Origin of the sequence: Kitasatospora sp. NPDC002551 (genome assembly GCF_040296005.1) — a bacterium.
Taxonomy (GTDB): Bacteria; Actinomycetota; Actinomycetes; order Streptomycetales; family Streptomycetaceae; genus Kitasatospora.
Window position 1 is genome coordinate 217373 of the sequence record NZ_JBEOWI010000005.1, and the last position, 20620, is coordinate 237992.

8 protein-coding genes and 1 pseudogene are annotated in these 20620 nt (G+C 73.9%); 6 read left to right on the forward strand and 3 right to left on the reverse strand.

From position 1 onward, the window contains the following. Positions 1-88 precede the first annotated feature (88 nt). The 3 genes and pseudogenes from ABT093_RS07745 to ABT093_RS07755 all read left to right on the forward strand — a co-directional run. Positions 89-217: pseudogene (locus ABT093_RS07745) on the forward strand (family 1 glycosylhydrolase); the annotation flags it as partial. Between the two features lie 547 nt (positions 218-764). Next, complete coding sequence (locus ABT093_RS07750; protein ID WP_350561534.1) at positions 765-1382, forward strand: hypothetical protein; 618 nt, start codon at positions 765-767, stop codon at positions 1380-1382. Positions 1383-1713: 331 nt separating this feature from the next. Next, positions 1714-2508 (forward strand): LURP-one-related family protein, encoded by a 795-nt coding sequence (locus ABT093_RS07755; RefSeq protein WP_502884152.1) that lies wholly within the window; start codon positions 1714-1716, stop codon positions 2506-2508. A gap of 200 nt (positions 2509-2708) precedes the next feature. On the opposite strand, the gene ABT093_RS07760 is transcribed toward ABT093_RS07755, so the two are convergent. The 3 genes from ABT093_RS07760 to ABT093_RS07770 all read right to left on the reverse strand — a co-directional run bounded on the left by ABT093_RS07760 (position 2709) and on the right by ABT093_RS07770 (position 4537). Then, complete coding sequence (locus tag ABT093_RS07760) at positions 2709-3431, reverse strand: alpha/beta hydrolase (RefSeq protein ID WP_350561538.1); 723 nt, start codon at positions 3429-3431, stop codon at positions 2709-2711. Continuing rightward, entirely contained in the window at positions 3428-3883 is a 456-nt protein-coding gene (locus tag ABT093_RS07765) for a hypothetical protein (protein WP_350561540.1), read from the reverse strand. Before ABT093_RS07765 ends, ABT093_RS07760 begins: the two co-directional genes overlap by 4 nt. 285 nt (positions 3884-4168) lie before the next feature. Then, the gene (locus ABT093_RS07770; RefSeq protein WP_350561542.1) at positions 4169-4537 is read right to left on the reverse strand and encodes a hypothetical protein; all 369 of its coding nucleotides are present in this window, start codon (positions 4535-4537) and stop codon (positions 4169-4171) included. Between the two features lie 978 nt (positions 4538-5515). Between ABT093_RS07770 and ABT093_RS07775 the strand changes: the two genes are divergently transcribed. The 3 genes from ABT093_RS07775 to ABT093_RS07785 are packed head-to-tail and all read left to right on the forward strand — an operon-like array spanning position 5516 to position 20524. Then, positions 5516-9040 (forward strand): beta-ketoacyl synthase N-terminal-like domain-containing protein, encoded by a 3525-nt coding sequence (locus ABT093_RS07775; protein WP_350561544.1) that lies wholly within the window; start codon positions 5516-5518, stop codon positions 9038-9040. 14 nt (positions 9041-9054) lie between these two features. Beyond that, positions 9055-15561 (forward strand): acyltransferase domain-containing protein, encoded by a 6507-nt coding sequence (locus ABT093_RS07780; protein WP_350561546.1) that lies wholly within the window; start codon positions 9055-9057, stop codon positions 15559-15561. After that, positions 15548-20524: a thioester reductase domain-containing protein gene (locus ABT093_RS07785; RefSeq protein ID WP_350561548.1), complete on the forward strand. Its 4977-nt coding sequence runs from the start codon at positions 15548-15550 to the stop codon at positions 20522-20524. Before ABT093_RS07780 ends, ABT093_RS07785 begins: the two co-directional genes overlap by 14 nt. The last annotated feature ends 96 nt before the right edge of the window (positions 20525-20620 follow it).

The following is a 20620-nucleotide window of genomic DNA, read 5'->3' on the forward strand; positions in this document are numbered from 1 at the left end:
GACTTCCGCGCCGAACTCGACCGGACCGTATCGCGGCCCACGTCCTCGCCGGCCACCGCCACGAATAGAATGACAGCCTGTCCGACGGGCCGAGGGCTACCACCAACGCTTCGGCCTCGTGCACGTCGACTCCGCGACGCAGCGGCGCACGCCGAGGGCCTCGTACGCCTGGTACCGCGACCTGATCACCGCTCACCGAAATGGCCGCGTACGGTAGTTGGCCTTCGGGTTCAGTGGTGGCATGTGACGCTCCAGCCCCGGAAGGCGGGGCATGGTGGACAGGGGCGTCCGTGGCCGCGCGTCACGGCAACGGGTGATCGACAGGCCCAGGAGGCGTCACCGGTAGTCCCCAGTCGGCGACCCGACCAGCTCCGGGCGGCCGACACGGCCTACCGGGATCCGCTCGGCAGTGAGCGTCGGCAGGTCCTCGAAGGAGCACAGCGATCCGCGCGGCGGTGGCGGCGGCCGTGTCGGTGGCGATGAAGCCCGAGGCGACGGCGTTGACGGTGGTGCCGAACCGGCCGGGCTCGCTGGCCCGGGTCTCGGCGGGTGCGCAAGCGGCTTGTGCGGCAGATGGCTCAGCGGCTTGCAGAGGACCGCAGGACCGTGAAGATCACCTGGTCCACCCGTCCGGGTTGGTGTGCCGTCCGAGGCCCACGCGGCGGGCGTCGGCACAATGAGGCATGGGATCAAGCCCTGGGCCGGCCGGTTCACCGTCGGCGACACTCGATCAGGCCGCCGCGCGGGGCGAGCGCTGGTGGCCGGTGGCACTGGCGATCGCCACGGCCGCGATGCTCCACCTGGCGCTGCCCGCCTCGTACCGGCTGGACCCCGCATGGATGGTTCCCGTGGTCATGCTCACCCTGCTGGGGGCACTGATCCTTGGTGACCCGGGGCGGATCGATCGGCAGAAGCGGTGGCTCAGAGTGGTCACCGATGTCATGATCGGCTTCATCACCGCGGCCAACCTCTATGCGGGTGTCCACCTGGTGGTGGACATCCTGACCGACAACAAGCTGTTCGCCGACAACGCCACCGGTCTGCTGGCCACCGGGGGAGTGACCTGGGCCACGAACGTGATCGCCTTCGCGCTGTGGTACTGGGACCTCGACCGAGGCGGTGCAGCGGCCCGCGCCCGCCCGCTCCAGCCGAGCCCGAGCTTCGTGTTCCCCGAGATGCAGCACTCGGCCTACGCGACGGCCGACTGGGTGCCGACGTTCGCCGACTACCTCTCGCTGGCCTTCTGGACCGCCACGGCGTTCAGCCCGGCCGATGTCTCCGCCGTCAGGAGATGGGCGAAGCTGCTGATGATGGTGGAGGCCGCGGCCTCCCTCATCGTTGCCGCCCTGGTGATCGCCCGCGCGATCAACATCCTGCAATAGGCGAGGCGGGCGCACGGGCCCGTGGTGAGCAGCCGCCTCGTCGACGAGGTCCGTCGGATGGACACGACCGGTGTAGGCAGGTGCACCTGACTGTCGGCGCTCCGGCCTCGTCCACGTCGACTTCGAGACGCAGCGCCGCACCCCCAGGGCCTCCTGCGCCTGGTACCGCGACCTGACCGCGGCCCACCGGGCTTGGCGCGCACAGTGGTTGAGGTGTCTCGAACCGGGCCCGAGCCGGCGTCCCGGGTGTGACTTCGCTCATACCGCCGCCGTCGGGTGGCGGACAACTGGCGCTCGCACCCGCAGAAGCCGCAGGTCACGGGCAGAACCGGTGGTCCGTGGGCGAACCGCGGCGGTCGAACGATCTGGCCCTCCGGGGCGGATTGAGCCTAGCCTGCCCGCCATGTCCCAGAACACGAACACTCCCGGCTTCCCCGGGCAGCCGGTCGCTCCGGTCGGCGACTCCGCCAAGGTGCGGCGCCAGGTACAGCAGCAGGCGGGTGTCGGCCCGGTCTCCGGTGGCGGCGGCACCCTGTTCTCCGAGCCGGTCCTCGTAGTGAACCAGAAGGCCAAGCTGATCGAGCTGACCAACGAGTACGCCGTCTTCGACCAGCAGGGCGCCACGCTGGGCTCGGTGGTCCAGGTCGGCCAGAGCGGTCTGCGCAAGGCGGTACGACTGCTCACCTCCCTCGACCAGTATCTGACCCACAAGCTGGAGATCCGTGACGCGCACGGCATTCCGGTGCTGCTGCTGACCCGCCCGGCGAAGTTCATCAAGTCGCGGGTGGTCGTGCAGCTTCCGAACGGCCAGGAAGTCGGCCAGATCGTTCAGCAGAACGCCATTGGGAAGATCAACTTTGCGCTGGAGGTCGGCGGGCGGAAGGTCGGCGCCGTCAAGGCCGAGAACTGGCGGGCCTGGAACTTCTCCATCGTCGACGAGACGGACGCCGAGATCGCCCGGATCACCAAGACCTGGGAAGGCCTGGCGAAGACGATGTTCACCACGGCCGACAACTACGTGCTCCAGATCCACCGCCCGCTCGCCGACCCGCTGCTCAGCCTCGTCGTGGCGACCGCGCTGACCGTGGACACCGCGCTGAAGCAGGACGCCCGCGGCCTCGGATAGCCGCGACCGCACCCCGTTCGTTCCTGCGTCGTTGTCACCTGCTCACCTGCTCACCTGCTCACCTGCTTATCTGCTCACCGGCGCCGGAGCGACGTGCGGGGCCAAGGGGTGATCAGGCCGCGTTGCCTTCCGGTCGGCGTGACGGTGCCGGTCGCAGCCGTCGAGGACTGGCAGCGACCGGCACTCTCGGAACGCGCTCGCTAGCCGGCCGGGGTGAGGCGGCTTCCGGTGGCGAGCCGGTGAAGCAGTCCGATGGTCTCCTCCTCGTGGGACGCGAAGACTCCGTGGTCGCTGTGCCAGGTGAGCGCGTGGGTCGCCCGGGCGGCGAAACGGCGTTGCAGGTCCGGGTGCATGGCGCGGTCCTCGGCGCAGACCACGTAGGTGCTGGGCCGTCGGTGCCAGGCGGCGCTCGTCGTCGGCTGATGGCCGGGGGCCATCAGCTGGGGGACCAGGGCGGCGGTGTGGCGGGCACGTTCCTCTTCGCCGAGTTGGGCATGGAACAGCCCTCCCGCCGCCTCCGGGTCGATCGTCGTGGTTCCGGCAGGGTCACCGACCATGCTGGTCCCCAAGCCGGTGGGCGGTGCACCGGCGAGAAGCCCGAGGGCGGTCTCGCCGCGGTCCGGCATCATCGCGGCGAGGTACACGAGGTGGTCGATCTTGTGTGGCGGAAGACCGGTGATGACGGCACCGCCGTAGGAATGTCCGCACACGACGGCCGGGCCGCCCCCGGCCAACCGGTCCAGCGCGGTCTCGGCCGCGGCCGTGTCGGCCGCCAGCGAACCACGGTGCAGCTCGGCGACGGCCACGGCGACACCACGTGCCCGCAGCCCGGCTGCGACGCCGTCCCACGCATGGCCGGTGTGCCACGCGCCGTGCACCAGCAGCACCCCCGGGGACGTGCCGGAGCGGGAGGAAGGGGTCATGAGGGGCCTCTCGGTGTTCGGTGGATCGGGAACCGTGGGAGTACGCCCATAGGAGTCACCGGCCGGGGAAAAGGATTCGGCCCTCGCCGGGGGCCGCCGGCTTCCGTGAAACCGGTGACGGCTGGGGAGAGTTGCAGACCGTACCGAAGCTGGCCGCGCTCGCCGAGATCGAGGGGGACTACGCCGACGCCGAGTCCCGCCACACCGCCGGGCCGCGTCTCGCCGAGCAGGGCCATGTTTTCGGCGAGGTGTTCGCCGTCAGGGGCCTCGCCCTCGGCGCGCGCCGTGCCGGTGACCTCGACGAGGCGGAACGCCACCTCGGAGCGCTGCGGGACGACTACCCCTCGTGGACCGCGGGAAGGCACCTGATCGAGGTGGAGCTCGGTTTCGTCGCCGAACTGCGCAACCTGCCCGAGCGGGCAGCCGCCCACCAGGAAAGCGGCCTGGACCACGCCCGGCGGCTGGCCGGGCCGCGCGCCCTCGCCCTCTCCCTGGAAGGCGTCGCCGGCGCGGCCGCGGCCACCGGTGTCACCACGGGGTTCGCTCGTGCCGCGCTGCTCCTCGGCGCCGCCGACGCCGCCCGCCGGTTGCCCGCTTCGCCTCGGCGTTCGAGGAAGGTGCTTCCCTCCCGCTCCCGGACGCCGTCCGCACCGCCACCGCAGTCTGAACGGCGCGGCGGCCGAACTCCCGTACGAGCGAGGCGGCTTCCCGGCACTGGCGGGCGCCGGGGGCGGTGCTCAGGCTGGGGTGAGCCAGGCTTCGTCGAGGCCGCCGAGGGCGAAGCCGTTGTCGAAGCGGACCGTGTAGCGGATCTGGCCGGTGCCGGCTCCGGGGGCGGAGGTCGTCGCGTCGATCACCCGCTGGCGGAGGTCGGCGACCAGGCCGGCGGTGAAGGGGTCGAGGCGGCTGCCGCGGAGTTGCTGGTCGAAGCTCGCGAGGTAGTCCTGGGAGGCGCCGCCGGCTTCCCTCGCGGAGGCGGTGACGGTGCCGGTCAGGCCCGCGGCGAGGGAGAGGGGGCCGGGGAGGCCGGTTCCGGCCGTGGTGCCGCCCGGGGTGATCTGGACGTCCCTGGTCAGTTTCACCTTCGCGCCGATCTCGTACGGCATGGGTGGTCCCCCCTTGTTCGATCGTGGCCCTGACTGGGGCAAGCGTAGTGGGGGTGCCGTGGCGGGAACGTAAGTTCGGCAGACCGGGTGGCCGTCTCCGGCGGTTGTCGTGCACCCGCCGCTGGAGCGGTGACAGTTATGGATTCAACTTATCTTCATCACACGGCTGTTGGTGGATTGTGGTGACGATCGGGTCTCCGGCCGGTTCTTGGCGTGTCCATGAGGAATTCGGGGGAATGAATTGGCATGGTCACTCAACAATCGAAGTGCCCGAAACGGGAAAGTTCGCCCATGGTGTCGGCGTGCCGCTCGTCCGTATCGGCGCACGCCACCTCCCGCAGGGGTGCGTGATCCCGAGTGTGTCGAATTCGTGACGCGAAAGTGGTCGATTCCGGGAACCGGTCGGCGGTCGGCGGTCGTCCGACTTCCCGCGCCTGGTCAGGGAAGTTCTTCGCCGGGCCGGCCTGGCGGCCCAGGTGGCTCCGGAAGGCTGGAAGGCGCCCTGATGGGGGCCGGTGTGGCGGAGCGCACATTGACTCGCCCGGCGTGTCCTGCTCGCCCTGAAGACCTTTGCTGGCACGCTAGTTGACGACCTGTCATACAAGCCCGCGGCGTTGATCATGGCAATTGGAATTTCTTGACAGCCCGCATCGGCTGCTCATAGCCTGGCCGCGTCCGGGTTCCGGTGCAACGGGGTGTTGAAGCGTACCGCGATCCGCGGGCGGCACTGGTTCTGGATTTCCTTTCTGCTACTCAATGTTTCTTCCGGGAAAACTCCCTGGGCGATTGTACGCAAGGGCGCTTTCGGGATCTTGGATTCTTCCTGCCCTGAGTCATCGGCATCGTGTCCTGGTGTGTCGCGATGCCGTCAAGAAAATGCATGCTGCGGGCCCGGATTTCTTGGGGGGACCAGGGCCGGATTCCTGTGGCGAACCGTCCGGAATCACCGACATTCATTTACGCATGGGGGGAGAGTCGATGCCGACGCGCGCCAAAACAGAGGCCGGGACACTTGTCGAACTCTTGCGGTACCGGGCCGAGCACCAGCCCGACCAGGTCGGCTACCGGTTCCTGAGTTTCTCGGGCACCGGTCAGCCGGAGGAGTCGCTCCTGACCTGGAGCAGGCTGGACGCCTGGGCGAGGGCCGTGGCCGTCACCCTGCGGGCGGAGGGCACCCCGGGGGACCGGGTGCTGATGCTCTGCCCGCCGGGACTGGACTACGTGGCCTACTTCTTCGGCTGCCTCTACGGCGGATTCATCCCGGTGCCGGCCTATCCGCCGGGAACGGCCAAACACGTCGGCCGGGTACAGGCGATCGCCCTCAACTCCGGTGCGGCGATCGTCCTGACGGACGAGTCCTCCGACCTGGCGGACGCCGCCTCGGCGATCGCCGACGGCACGGCCGGCACGGCCGGTGACGGCGCCATGTCCCCGTTGTCGCAGGCCCGTTGGCTGCCGGCCGACGGCCGGGTGCTGGACGGGCGGGAGGACGGCTGGACCCCGCCGCCGATCGCCGGCGAGAGCACCGCGTTCCTGCAGTACACCTCCGGTTCGACCTCCACGCCGAAGGGTGTGATCGTCACCCACCGGAACCTGATCGCCAACGCCCGGGCCGCGCAGGGCGCCTTCGGCCTCACCACCGAGAGTCAGAGCGTGAGCTGGCTCCCGCCGTACCACGACATGGGGCTGATCGGCGGCATCATCTGCCCGCTGCACACCGGCTACACCGTCACCCTGATGGCGCCGGTGTCCTTCGTCCGCGACCCGGCAGTGTGGCTGGAGGCCATCAGCCGCTACCGGGGCACCGTCAGTCCGGCGCCGAACTTCGCGTACCAGATGTGTGTCGAGCGGGTGACGGAAGAGGTCAAGGACGGTCTGGACCTGTCGAGTTGGGTCTCGGCGCTGAACGGGGCCGAGCCGGTCCAGCCGGCGGTGCTGGACCGCTTCGCGGCCGCGTTCGAGCGCTGCGGATTCCGCCGGAGCAACTTCTACCCCTGCTACGGGCTGGCGGAGAGCACCCTGCTGGTGTCGGGCGCGCGTCCGCAGGGCGAACCGATGGTGCGCCACGTCTCCAAGCCGGAGCTGGAGCAGGGCCGGATCAGGCCACCCCATGACCTGAACTCCGTTCAGTCACTGGCGAGTTCGGGCGAGGTCGCGTCGGACACCGAGGTGGCGATCGTGGCCCGGGACCGGGGCGAGGCGCTGCCGCCGGGCGAGGTCGGGGAGATCTGGGTCCGCGGGGAGAGCGTCGCGGCCGGCTACTTCGAGGCGCCGGAGTCGACGGCGGAGACCTTCGGCCTCCGGCTGGCGAACGGCGAGGGCCCGTACCTGCGCACCGGCGATCTCGGGGTGCTGATGGACGGCGAACTGTTCGTCACCGGACGGGCCACCGACCTGATGATCTTCCGGGGCCGCAACGTCTACCCGCAGGACGTCGAGGCGACCTGCACCGACAGCGACCCCTCGCTCGGGGCGGTCCGGGCCGCGGCCTTCACGGTCGAGGCGGACGGCGAGGACGTGCTGGTCGTCGTCCAGGAGTTGCCGCGCGGGCGGGTGACCGCCGAGCAGGCGAAGGAACTCGTCGTGACGATCCGCCGGAGGATCTCCGAGGAGCACCAACTGCAGGTGCACGAGGTGGTGTTGGTGCCGGCCCGCAAGATCCCCACCACCTCCAGCGGCAAGGTCCAGCGCCGGGCCTGCAAGGCCCAGTACCTGGAGGGTTCGCTGCCCGTGGCCCGTCCGGCGGCGGCCCGTCCGGCCCCGGCGGGCGCGGCGGCCGGGGAGCAGGCCCCCGCGGGCACCGCCGCCCCGGATCGGGCCCCGGAGCAGGCGCCCGCCGGAAAGCCGGCCGACGGCCGCGCGGCGGCGGCGCGCGCGTCCAAGCCCGAGTCCGCGCCCGAGTCCGCGCGGACCAGGACCGCCGCCGAGATCGAGGACCGCCTCAGGGAGCTGATCGCCGCCGGAGCCCGGATCGAACTGCACGAGGTGGCTGTCGACGAGCCGTTCACCTCGTACGGGATCGACTCGATCCAGGCGGTCTCGCTGGCCGGCACGCTCTCCGACTGGCTCGGGCACCACGTGCCCGACACGCTCGTCTGGGAACACCCCACGCCGGCCGCCGCGGCCCGCGCACTGGCCGGGGAACTGCGTGCGGCGAACGCCGCGCAGTCGCCGGCCCAGGCACCCGCGCGGGCGGCGCGGGCGGCGCGGGGCGGGGCCGAGGACGCGATCGCGGTGATCGGGATGGGGTGCCGGTTCCCGGGTGGTGTGACGGGTGCGGAGGGGTTCTGGGAGTTCCTGGCCCGTGGTGGTTCGGGGATCACGGAGATTCCGTCGGACCGGTGGGACGTGGAGGAGTTCTTCGACGAGGAGGCGGGGGCGCCGGGGCGGATGTATGTCCGTCACGGTGGGTTCGTCGACGGGGTGCGGGGTTTCGACGCGGGGCTGTTCGGTATTCCGCCGCGTGAGGCGGTGGGTATCGACCCGCAGCACCGGTTGGTGCTGGAGGTGGCCTGGGAGGCCCTGGAGCACGCGGGGGTGGCGCCCGATTCGCTGCGCGGCAGCCGGACGGGCGTGTTCGTCGGCATGGGCAGCAACGACTTCCAGCGCCTCGGCGCGGGGGACGTCTCGCTGATCGACGCGTACTCGGCGACGGGCAGTTCGGGCAACTTCGGTGCCAACCGTCTGTCCTACGTGCTGGGTCTGGAGGGGCCGAGCATGGTGGTGGACACCGCGTGCTCCTCCTCGCTGGTGGCGTTGCACCTGGCGGTGCAGAGCCTGCGTGCGGGTGAGTGCGAGACGGCGCTGGCGGGTGGCGTCAATGTGATGCTGTCGCCGGATTCCTCGGTGGCGCTGTCCAGTGGGCGGATGCTCTCCGCGCAGGGCCTGTGCCGGACTTTCGACGCGTCCGCCGACGGCTACGTCCGCGGCGAGGGCGCCGGCGTGGTCGTGCTCAAGCGGCTGTCCGACGCGCTGGCGGCCGGGGACGACGTCCTCGCCGTGGTCCGCGGCTCCGCGGTGAACCAGGACGGCCGCAGCAACGGCCTCACCGCGCCCAGTGGCCGCGCCCAGGAGGACGTGGTGCGGCGGGCGCTGTCGGTGGCGGGGATCGCCGCGGCGGAGGTCGGTTTCGTCGAGGCGCACGGGACGGGGACGCCGCTGGGCGACCCGATCGAGGTGCGGGCGCTGGGCCGGGTGCTGGGGGAGGGCCGGGAGCCCGACAGCCCAGTGGCGCTGGGGTCGGTGAAGACGAACATCGGTCATCTGGAGGCGGCGGCGGGCATCGCCGGCTTCATCAAGGCGGTGCTGACGGTCCAGCGCGGCTGGATCCCGCCGCATCTGAACCTGGTCGAGCCCAACCCGCACGTCGAGTGGGCGGACCTGCCCGTGTCGGTGCCGACCGTACTGACCCGCTGGGAGCAGGAACGGCGCGTGGCCGGCGTGTCGGCCTTCGGGTTCGGCGGCACCAACGCCCACGTCGTGCTGGAGGGAACGCGATGGTAGACAGGAGTGTTGACGTGACGTCAGGAATGTCCGGCGGACAGTCCGACCCCGGTGGTTCCCCCGTCCTGGTGAAGGTCTCGGGGGCGGAGAGCGGGTCCCTCAGGGCGGCGGCGGGGCGGCTGGCCGACTTCGTCGCCGCGACCGACGGAATCACCCCGGAGCAGGTGGCCTGGGCGGCCGGCGTGGGCCGGGCGGACCTCGGCGAGCGGGCGGCCGTGGTCGCGCAGACCAGGACGGAACTGACGGCGGGCCTTCGGGCGGTCGCCCTGGGCGGCAGCACCGCCGGCGTGGTCACCGGCCGCCGGGGCGTCGGCACCGCACCGCGGGTGGCGTTCGTCGTCCCCGGTCACGGCGCCAAGGTCGCGGGTGTGCTGGAGGGCCTGTACGGCACGGTCCCGGTGGTGACCGAGACGGTGGACGCGGTGGCGGCGGTGGTCGGCCCGGTCACCGAGCTGCCGCTGTCCGCACTGCTGTCGGGCGGCGAGGAGGCGCGGCAGGCGCTGGCCGCCACCGAGGTGGCCCAACCCGCCCTCTACACCGCCGCCGTGGCGCTGGGAGCCTGGTGGCGTTCGGTCGGCGTGGAGCCGGCCGCCGTGGTCGGGCACAGCGTCGGGGCGTACGCGGCGGCCGCGCTCGCCGGGGTGTTCACGGTCGCGGACGGCGCCCGGCTCACCGCTGCCCGGGGACGCCTGATGGCGGAACTCCCCGCGGGCGGCGCGATGGTGGCCCTGTCGTGCGCGCCGCAGGAGCTGGCCGGGATCGACCGGCTGGTCTCCGGTGAGGTCGGGATCGCGGCGCTCAACGGGCCCCGCGACACCGTGATCAGCGGCCCGCTGGAGGCCGTGACGGCGGTGGCGGACGAGCTGGCCGGCCGCGGTGTGCGCGGTGTCCGGCTCGCTGTGCCGCACGCCTTCCACTCCGCCGCCGTGGAGCCCGTCCTGGCCTCGCTGGCCGAGGAGTTCGCCGGGCTGACGATGAGCCTTCCCGGTCTTCCGCTGGTGTCCGACGCCACCGGTCTGCTCGCGGGCGAGGAGATCACCACGGCCGAGTACTGGGTCCGGCACACCCGCGAGCCGGTGCGGTTCGAGCAGGCGATGCGGACCGTGTGGGAGCGGGGCGTGCGGATCCTGGTCGAGCTCGGCACCGGCGGACTGCTCGGGCCGGCGGCCGGCACCGCGCCCGGCCGCGCGCCGGTCTGCGTCCCGTCGGCGTTCGCCGCCGGTCCCGCGCACCACCAACTGCTCGGCTCGCTGGCCCGGTTGTGGACCGAGGGGTGCCAGGTCGACTGGCGGGCCGTCGGTCCGCGCCCGGCCCGCACGGTGAAGCTGCCGACCTACCCGTTCCAGCGGCAGGACTACGGTCCCGCCCCGGTCACCGGCCGGAGCGCCGACCGGCACGCGGGCCTGCCGCCGCTCCCGGCCCCGGCCGCCCCGGCCGCCCTGGTGCCCGCGTCCCGTCCGGAGCCGGCGCCGCGGGCCCTGCCCGCCGGGGCACCCGCCACCGGGCGGTCCGTCTCCGCGCAGCCCGCCCCCGAGGAACTGGTCCGCCGGCTCAAGGAGGAGCTGGCCACCCTGCTGGACCTCGCCGACCCGGACGAACTCGACGCCGAGACCGGCCTGTTCGACCTCGGCCTGACCTCGGAGATGGTGGTCGGCCTGCGGGTCCGGATGGAGGACCTGATCGACCGGGACATCCCGGCCACCGCCGTTTTCGACCACCCCACCATCGGCAAGCTGGCCGGCTACCTGGCCGGCCGCCGCCTCCGGCAGGCCCCCGCGCCGCAGCGGCCCGCCGCCGACGCCACCCCGCGGCCCGCCGCCGCCGATGCGGCCGAGCAGACCGAGCCCGCCCCCCGGCCCGCCGCCCCGGCACCGGCGGCACCGCACTCCGAGCCCATCGCCATCGTCGGCATGGGCTGCCGGCTGCCCGGCGGCGCGAACGACCTGGACACGTTCTGGCAGCTCCTGCTGGACGGCCGCGACGCGACCGGCGAGGTGCCGGACGACCGCTGGGACCGCGAGGCGTTCTACGACGCCGACCCGGCCGCCCCCGGCAAGACCTCCACCCGGCGCGGCGGCTTCCTCACCACCCGGGTCGACGAGTTCGACGCGGACGCCTTCGGCATCTCGGCCCGCGAGGCCCGCGGGATGGACCCGCAGCAGCGCCTGCTGCTCGAAGTGGCCTCGGAGGCGCTCGCCGACGCGGGCGTGACCGCCGCCGAGGTCGACGGCTCCCGCACCTCGGTCTACGTCGGCATCAACACCTCCGACTACCTGCAGCTGCTGGTCGCGGAGGGCACCGCCGACGACGGCGCCCACCTGGCGACCGGCAACACCTTCAGCGTCGCGGCCGGCCGGCTGTCCTACCTGCTCGGCGCCCAGGGGCCGAGCCTGGCCGTCGACACGGCCTGTTCCTCGTCCCTGGTGGCGGCCCACCTCGCGGTCCGGAGCCTGCGTTCCGGCGAGTCGGACCTCTCCGTGGTGGCCGGTGTGAACCTGATGCTGGCCCCGGCCACCACGGCCGGGCTCTCCCGGCTGCGGGCGCTCTCGCCCGACGGCCGGTGCAAGACCTTCGACGCCTCGGCGGACGGCTACGGCCGCGGCGAGGGCGCCGGCGTGGTGGTGCTCAAGCGGCTCTCCGACGCGCAGGCGGCGGGGGACCACATCTGGGCGGTGCTGCGCGGCACGGCGGTGAACCAGGACGGCCGCAGCGCCGGCCTGACCGTCCCCAACGGCCTCGCGCAGCAGGCCGTGATCCAGGACGCGCTGCGCGACGCCGGGGCCTCGCCCGACGAGGTGGGTTACGTGGAGGCGCACGGCACCGGCACGGCGCTCGGCGACCCGATGGAGATCCAGGCGCTGGCCGAGGCGCTGCGGCCCGAGGGCGGCGACGCGCCGCCGCTGGTGGTCGGCTCCGCCAAGACCAACGTCGGGCACCTGGAGGCCGCCGCGGGCATCTGCGGGCTGGTCAAGGTGGCGCTGTCGCTGTATCACGGGCAGATCCCGCCGCACCTGCACCTGGAGAACCCGAACCCGCTGCTGGACTGGGCGGCGCTGCCGGTGACCGTGCCGACGGAGCTCACGCCGTGGACCACCGGCGGGCGGGCCCGGGTCGCCGGGCTCAGCTCCTTCGGCTTCAGCGGCACCAACGCGCACGTGGTGCTGGAGCAGGCTCCCGAGCCGCGGCCGGCCGACCGCCGGGTGGACGAACCCGCCGACGAGCGGCCCGAGTTGCTGGTGCTCTCGGCCCGCACCCCCGAGGGGCTGCGGGAGACCGCCGAGGCCTACCGGACGTTCCTGGCGGACGGCAGCGCCGTCCGCGGCCGGTCGGCCTGGGCCGAGACGGTCCGCACGGCGGCCGTCCGGCGCGACCACTTCGCGGCCCGGATGGCCCTGGTGGCCTCCTCGCCGGCGCGGGCCGCCGAGCAGCTCGACAAGCTGCTGGCCGGGGGCCGCCACCAGGTGCGCCAGGGCGTGGTGCCCCGGCCCGCCCGGAGCAGGCTGGTCTTCGTCTACGGCGGTCAGGGGTCCCAGTGGCCCGGCATGGGCCGGAGCCTGCTGGCCGACCCGGTGGCCGCGCGGGTGCTGCTGCGCTGCGAGGAGGTCGTCCGGGAGCTGGCCGGCTGGTCGCTGCTGGAGCAGCTGGAGGCGCCGCGCGAGGCCTCCCGGCTGGACGACACCAGCGTGACCCAGCCGGCGATCTTCGCCGTCGAGGCGGCGCTCACCGAGCTGTGGCGCTCCTGGGGCGTCGAGCCGGACGCGGTGGTCGGACACAGCGTCGGCGAGATCGCGGCGGCCGTCGCGGCCGGTGCCTTCGGCCTGGAGGAGGGCCTTCGGATCGCGGTGCTCCGCGGCCGGGTGATGGCCCGCAGCCACGGGCAGGGCCGGATGGCGGTGGTGGGCCTGCCCGTCGCCGAGGTCCGGACGCTGATCGAGCCGTACGGCGGGCGGCTGTTCGTCGCCGCCGTCAACAGCCCGGTCAACACCGTGGTCGGCGGGTTGCCGCAGGAGGTCGCGGCGCTGGAGGCGCAGGTCCGCGAGCGCAAGGCCTTCTGGATGGCGATGCCGGGCGAGTACGCCTTCCACACCCCCGTCCTGGACCCGCTGCGCGGTGAACTCGTCGACGCGCTGGGCGCGCTGGCGCCGGCCGGCCGCACGGTCCCGCTCTACTCCACGGTCACCGGTGGCCTGGCCGGCCCCGACGCGCTGGACGCGCGCTACTGGGCGGACAACATGACGCTGCCCGTCCGCTTCGCCGACGCGCTGCAGGCCGCCGCCGGCGAGGGGCACACCCTGGTGGTCGAGGCAGGCCCGCACGCCGTCCTGTCCACGGCCGTCCGGCAGAGCCTGGAGGGCCGGGTCGCCGGTCTCACCACGGCGGCCTCGATGCGGGCCGGCGCCGAGGCCAGGGCGACCATGCTGGACGCCGCCGGAGCCCTGCACGTGGCCGGCCGCCCGGTGGACCACCGGGCCCTGCACGGCGAGGGACCGAGCACCGCCGCGCTGCCCGCCTACCGCTGGCAGCGGCAGCGGTACTGGCTGCCGGGCAAGCCGGTGCCGCACGGGCAGGCGCCCGACGCGCTCGCCCAGGACGTGTACGAGGTGGACTGGGAGCGGGTCGAGCCGCCCGTCCTGGAGCCGGGAACCGCCGGGCGTCCCCAGGGCACCTGGCTGCTGATCGAGGACCAGCACGGCCTGGCCGGCCGGGTCGCCGAGCGGCTGGCCGCCCACGGGGCACGGGCCAGGATCCTGACCGTGGCGGAGCCGGGAACCGCCGCGGCCTTCTGCCGGAACGGGCCGGACCGGCTGCGCGAACTGGTGGCCCGGGCCCTCGCCGAGGAGCCGGCCGTCCGCGGCCTGGTCCACCTGGGCGCGCTGCACGACGCGGCGGACCCGCGCCTGCCCGGCCCGGAGCTGGACGGCGCGCTCGCGCTGGCCTGTGGGCCGCTGCTGTTCGCCCCGAAGGTGCTGCGCGCCCGCCCTGGCGCCCCGGCACCCCAGCTGTGGGTGGTCACCCGTGGCGGTGTCGGCACCGACGGCGCGGCCATGGCCGCCTCGCACGCCCCCGCCTGGGGCCTCGGCCGGGCCGTCGCCCTGGAGCACCCGGAGATCTGGGGAGGCCTGGTCGACCTCGACCCGGCCGGCGCCGACCCCGGGCAGGAGGCCGAGGCGATCGCCGCCGAGCTGCTCGCCCCCGACGGCGAGGACCAGGTCGCGTACCGCGCGGGCCTGCGCAAGGCGGCCCGGCTGCGGCGGGTGGAGAACCTGCCCGCCACGCCCGCGCCGACGGCGGTCGGCCCCGACGGCTCGTACCTGATCACCGGCGGCCGGGGCATCCTCGGCCTGCGGGTGGCCCGCTGGCTGGCCGGGCGCGGCGCCCGGCACCTGGTGCTGCTGGGCCGCCGGCCCGTCCCCGAGGACGGCCCCGGCCTTCCCGAGTCGGACCGTCAGCTGCTGGCGGCGCTCGCCGAGCTGAGGGCGGCCGGCGTCAGCGTCCACACCCCGCACGCCGACGTGGCGGACGCCGCCGCGATGGCCGGGGTCTTCGACACCGCCGCCAACCCCTGGCCGGCCGTCAAGGGCGTGGTGCACGCGGCCGGTCTCTTCGAGCCCCGGGCCGTCGTGGACCTGGACTGGCAGCACTTCCGGGACATCCTGCGGCCCAAGGTCGAGGGCAGCCTGGTGCTGGACGCGCTCACCGCGGCCGGCGGGGTCGACTTCTTCGTGATGTTCTCCTCCGCCTCCTCGGTCTGGGGCTCCGCGCTCGCGGGCCACTACGTCGCGGCCAACTACTTCCAGGACGTGCTCGCCCACGACCGGGTCAGCCGGGGCCTGCCGGGCCTCGCGATGAACTGGGGCTGGTGGGAGGAGAGCGAGATGGCCGGCCACCACGAGCAGTACTTCGAGTCGATGGGCCTGTACGTCCTCCCGAACGAGACCGGCCTCGCCGCCCTCGGCCGCACCCTGGGCTCCGGGCGCCACCAGCTGACCGTCGCACCGGTGGACTGGGCGAGGTTCCGCCCGGTCATGGAGGCCAAGCGGCGCCGCCCGCTGCTCACCCACCTGGGCACCCGGGCCGCGGCCGGCCGGGCCGGCGGCGACGCGATGCTGCTGGGCCGGCTGCGCCAGGCGGAGAGCCGGGCCACCCGGACCAGGCTGCTGGAGCGGGCGCTGCAGGCGGAGGTCGCGGCGGTGCTCGGCCGGGAGCCGGGCAGCGGGATCGACGCCGACCTCGGCTTCTTCGAGGCCGGGATGGACTCCGTGATGAGTGTCGAACTCAAGTTCCGGCTGGAGCAGTTGGTCGGCGAGGAACTGCCCGGCACGGTCGCCTTCGAACACCCCACCGTCGCCGCGCTCGGCGAGTACCTCCTCGGCGAGGTCCTCGGCCTGGCCGACCCGCTCCCGGAGCGGGCCGCCGAGGTGGACGAACTGTCGGCGGAACTCGCCCAGCTGTCCGAGTCGGAGCTGCTGGACCTCCTCGAGTCCGAGCTGAACCAGGAGAGCCACCATGACAACAACTGAGGAGCCGACCATGAACACCCAGGGGGCGGTCGCGCCCGAACGCCAGGAGGTGCTGCTCCGCGCCCTCGTCGAACTCAAGGCCGCGCGCGCCGAGGCGGCGGCGGCCAGGCAGGCCCGCGTCGAGCCGGTGGCCGTCGTCGGCGTGGGGTGCCGGTTCCCGGGTGGTGTGACGGGTGCGGAGGGGTTCTGGGAGTTCCTGGCCCGTGGTGGTTCGGGGATCACGGAGATTCCGTCGGACCGGTGGGACGTGGAGGAGTTCTTCGACGAGGAGGCGGGGGCGCCGGGGCGGATGTATGTCCGTCATGGTGGGTTCGTCGACGGGGTGCGGGGTTTCGACGCGGGGCTGTTCGGTATTCCGCCGCGTGAGGCGGTGGGTATCGACCCGCAGCACCGGTTGGTGCTGGAGGTGGCCTGGGAGGCCCTGGAGCATGCGGGGGTGGCGCCCGATTCGCTGCGCGGCAGCCGGACGGGCGTGTTCGTCGGCATGGGTGGCAGCGACTTCCAGCGCCTCGGCGCGGGGGACGTCTCGCTGATCGACGCGTACTCGGCGACGGGCAGTTCGGGCAACTTCGGTGCCAACCGTCTGTCCTACGTGCTGGGTCTGGAGGGGCCGAGCATGGTGGTGGACACGGCGTGCTCCTCCTCGCTGGTGGCGTTGCACCTGGCGGTGCAGAGCCTGCGTGCGGGTGAGTGCGAGACGGCGCTGGCGGGTGGCGTGAACGTGATGCTGTCGCCGGATTCCTCGGTGGCGCTGTCCAGTGGGCGGATGCTCTCCGCGCAGGGCCTGTGCCGGACTTTCGACGCGTCCGCCGACGGCTACGTCCGCGGCGAGGGCGCCGGCGTGGTGGTGCTCAAGCGCCTGTCCGACGCGCTGGCGGCCGGGGACGACGTCCTCGCCGTGGTCCGCGGCTCCGCCGTCAACCAGGACGGCAAGAGCTCCGGCCTGACCGTCCCGCGCGCCTCCTCCCAGCAGGAGGTCGTGCGGCGGGCGCTGTCGGTGGCGGGGATCGCCGCGGCGGAGGTCGGTTTCGTCGAGGCGCACGGGACGGGGACGCCGCTGGGCGACCCGATCGAGGTGCGGGCGCTGGGCCGGGTGCTGGGAGACGGCCGCGCGGCGGACAATCCGGTGGCGCTGGGTTCGGTGAAGACGAACATCGGTCATCTGGAGGCGGCGGCGGGCATCGCCGGCTTCATCAAGGCGGTGCTGACGGTCCAGCGCGGCTGGATCCCGCCGCACCTGAACCTGGTCGAGCCCAACCCCCACGTCGAGTGGGCGGACCTGCCCGTGTCGGTGCCGACCGAGCTGACCCGCTGGGAGCAGGAACGGCGCGTGGCCGGCGTGTCGGCCTTCGGGTTCGGCGGCACCAACGCCCACGTCGTCCTGGAGTCCCCGCCGGCCCGCGAGCGCGCCGCGGTACCGGCCCCGGACGGGCCCGTGGTGGTCAAGGTCTCCGGCTCCGGCGCCGCGGCGCTGCGCGAATCGGCCGCCCGGCTGGCCGAGTTCGCCGCCGCCGCCGACGCGCTCACGCCCACCGACCTCGCCTGGTCGGCCGGCGTCGGCCGCGCCGACCTCAGCGACCGCGCCGCCGTGGTGGCCGAGACCTCCGCCGCACTGGCCGAGGGGCTGCGGGCCGTGGCGAACGGCACCGGCGCCACCGGTGTGGTCACCGGCCGTCGCGGCGCCGGGCCGGTGCCGCAGGCGGCCTTCGTGGTCGCCGACAGCGGCGCCCGGGCCGACGGCCTGTACGGGAAGCTGCCGGTGGTGACCGAGACGCTCGACGCGGTGGCCGCCGCCCTCGGCGTCCCCGGCGAGGAACTGGCCGCCGACGACGGCCCGACGGCGCACTACGCGGCGGCGGTGGCACTCGGCGCCTGGTGGCGCTCGGTCGGTGTCGACGCGGACGTGATCGTCGGACAGGGCGCCGGCGCCTACGCCGCGGCGGCCCTGGCGGGAGTCCTCACCGTCGCGGACGGCGCCCGCCTGGCCCGGGACGGCCGCTCGGCCGACCTGACGGACGTACCGCTGCGGCTCCCGGCCGTCGACCTGATCCTCGCCCACGAGGCCGGTCCGGCGGGCCCGGAGGTGGCCACCGCCGCGTACTGGAGCCGCCTCGCGGCCACCGCCCAGGACCGGCCCGGCGCGCTCGACACGGCGCTGGCGGCGGCCGTGGACGGCGGGATCGGGATCCTCCTCGAACTGGGCGCCGGCGCGCTCACCGCCACCGGCGCGGACCAGGACGTCCCGCGCCTGGCCTCGGCGGCCGACGGGCCCTCGGCCCACCGGGTGCTGCTGGAGTCGCTCGCCCAGGTCTGGACCCGCGGCCGGGACGTCGACTGGTCCGCCGTCGCGGCCCGGCCGGCCGCCGCGGCCAAGCTCCCCACCTACCCCTTCCAGCGCGAGGAGTACTGGCCGCAGAGCACGCCCGCGGGCGCCACCGTCTCGCGGAGCGGCCGCGCGCTGCGCCCGCACATCCTGGAGACGGCGGACGGCGAGGTGATCGGCGAGAGCGAACTCTCCCTCGCCGCCCTGCCGTTCCTCGCCGAGCACCGCGTGCACGGACGGCTCGTGGTGCCCGGCGTGGTCTACCTGGAGCTGGTCCTGCGCTGCGCCGAGCGGGCCTTCGACGGGCCGGTCGGGATCGAGGACCTCTCGATCTCCCGCCCGCTGGTCCTCTCCGACCAGGACACCCGCACCGTCCAGGTGGTGCTGGGCCCCCTGACGGACGGCAAGACCGAGGTCCGCGTGCACAGCAAGGACCCGGAGACCGGCTGGCAGCAGCACCTGCGGGCCCTGGTCGTCCCGGCGGACCCGGCCGGGGGAGACCCGGTCGGGGTGACACCCGAGGCGCTCTTCGCGGACGCCGGTTCGCGCTGCCGGGAGACCCTGGACGGCGAGGAGTTCTACCGCCGGGCCTGGCACCCCGCGTTCCGGCTCGGCCCGAGCTTCCAGCTGGTGGAGTCCGCGCAGCGGGGGCCGGGTGTCGCGGTCGGGCGGCTGGTGCCGCCGGACGAGCGGACCAAGGGCGTCGCGGCCGGCGTCCGGGCCGACCTGCTGCTGCTGGACGCCTGCGTGCAGCTGGTCGCGATCGCGGGCCACCCGCAGCCGGCCGACTGGGCCGAGCGCCCGGTCCACCTGGGCACCGGCTACGAGCGGATGGTCGTGCACGGCGCCGTCGCGGCGGACGAGGTGCTGTGCACGGTGGTGACCCGGGAGACCGCCGACGGCTCGCTGGCCGGGGACCTGCGCCTGACCGCGCTGGACGGCTCGCTGGTCGCCGAACTGAGTGGGGTGTCGTTCCGTCCGGTCAGCGAGGCCCTGCTGGAGCGGATGGTGTCGAGCGGCCGGCCCGCGGGCGCCGCGGGCGCCGCCGGCCTTGTGGATCTGGCCGCGCTCCGCTCCGCCGCGCCCGCCGAGCGCGAGCGGGCGGTCACCGGGCACATGGTCCGCCTGCTGGCCGCCATCCTCGGCTCCGCGCCGGAGGACCTCGACCCGCAGACCGAGGTGACCATGGTCGCCGACTCGCTGATGCTCGCCGAGCTGAAGAGCCAGGTGGACCGCGACTTCGAGGTCAGCCTGCCGCTGGAGCTCGCGTTCGGCGGCGGCCGGCTGACCGACCTCGCGCTGTGGATCGCGGACGAGCTGGAGCAGCCGCCCGCGCAGGACCCGGCGGCCGCACAGCCGGCCCCCGCCGCCCCCGTGCCCGCGTCCGCCCCTGCCGAAGCGGCCCCCGCCGCCCCCGCCGCGCGGCGTCCGCGCAGCCTCGGCAGCCGCCGGGTGCGGTCGATGAGCGTGCCGGAGATGGTGGAGAAGGCGGAGCTGGAGGCGTCGATCACCGCCACCGTGCCGCCCGAGCCGGCCGGGACGGCCCCGCAGGACGTCCTGCTCACCGGCGCCACCGGCTTCGTCGGGGCCTTCCTGCTCGCCGAACTGCTGGAGCGCGGCCGGGGCGCGGTGCACTGCCTGGTCCGCGCCGAGAACGAGAAGCACGCCGTCCGCCGGGTGCTCGCCAACCTGACCACCTACGGGATCGACATCGGCGATGCCGGGACGCGGATCGTGCCGGTCGTCGGGGACCTCTCCGAGCCCCGGTTCGGTCTCGGCGAGGAGGGGTTCACCGCCCTGCACGCGAAGATCGGCGGCATCTTCCACTGCGGTGCGACCGTGAAGTGGACCTACCCCTACAGCGGCCTGGAGGCCGCCAACGTGGACGGCACCCGCGAGGTGCTGCGGCTGGCGACGGCCGGCGCGGCGAGGCCCGTGCACTTCATCTCCACCGTCGGGGTGTTCTCCTCGAAGGAGTTCGAGGCCGACAGCGTGCCGGAGAGCCAGGACCTGCTGACCAGCGGCCCGCTGGTGGTCGGCTACGCGCAGTCGAAGTGGGTCGCCGAGCACATGGTCCGCACCGCGCACGCCCGCGGGGTGCCGGTCACCATCCACCGCATCAACTCGGGCCCGCACAGCACGTCCGGGGCGTTCAACCGGCTGGACCACCTGAGCATGGTGATCAAGGGCTGCGCGGAGGCCGGCATCGCGCCCGACCACGTCGAGATGCCGCTGCAGCCCGCGCCGATCGACTACGTGGCGCGCGCGGTGGTGGAGCTGGCCGGGCGCCCGGAGCTGAGCGGACGGACCTTCCACCTGGTCAACGACACCAAGCTGACCTGGATCGAGTTCTTCGACCTGGTCGAGGAGTTCGGCTACCCGATGGAGCGGATGACGTTCGCCCGCTGGAAGGAGAAGGTGACCGGGCGCGAGGCCGGCACCATGGCGCTGCTCGGTCTGGTGCCCTTCCTCAACGACGCGGTCGACGACGTCCGGCTCCCGAAGTCCGCCGCCGAGGACACCCTGGCGGCGCTGGAGGGCACCGGCATCGCCTGCCCGCCGCTGGACGCCGCGCTGGTGCGCACGTACCTGGAGGCCTTCACCGCCAGCGGCTTCATGGAGAGCCCCGCCGCCGGCTGAGCCGCCGGCCCCTGCCCCCCGCCCGGCCGTGGCGGGGGGCAGCCACAGCAGTCCAGACAGACAGGCCTGACGGACAGGCCGGACGGAGAAGGCAAC

Bases quoted from the DNA above. Each gene is read 5' to 3' on its own strand.
- ABT093_RS07760 (WP_350561538.1), bottom strand. From the start codon at position 3,431: ATGACCCCTTCCTCCCGCTCCGGCACGTCCCCGGGGGTGCTGCTGGTG.
- ABT093_RS07770 (WP_350561542.1), bottom strand. From the start codon at position 4,537: ATGCCGTACGAGATCGGCGCGAAGGTGAAACTGACCAGGGACGTCCAG.
- ABT093_RS07775 (WP_350561544.1), top strand. From the start codon at position 5,516: ATGCCGACGCGCGCCAAAACAGAGGCCGGGACACTTGTCGAACTCTTG.
- ABT093_RS07785 (WP_350561548.1), top strand. From the start codon at position 15,548: ATGACAACAACTGAGGAGCCGACCATGAACACCCAGGGGGCGGTCGCG.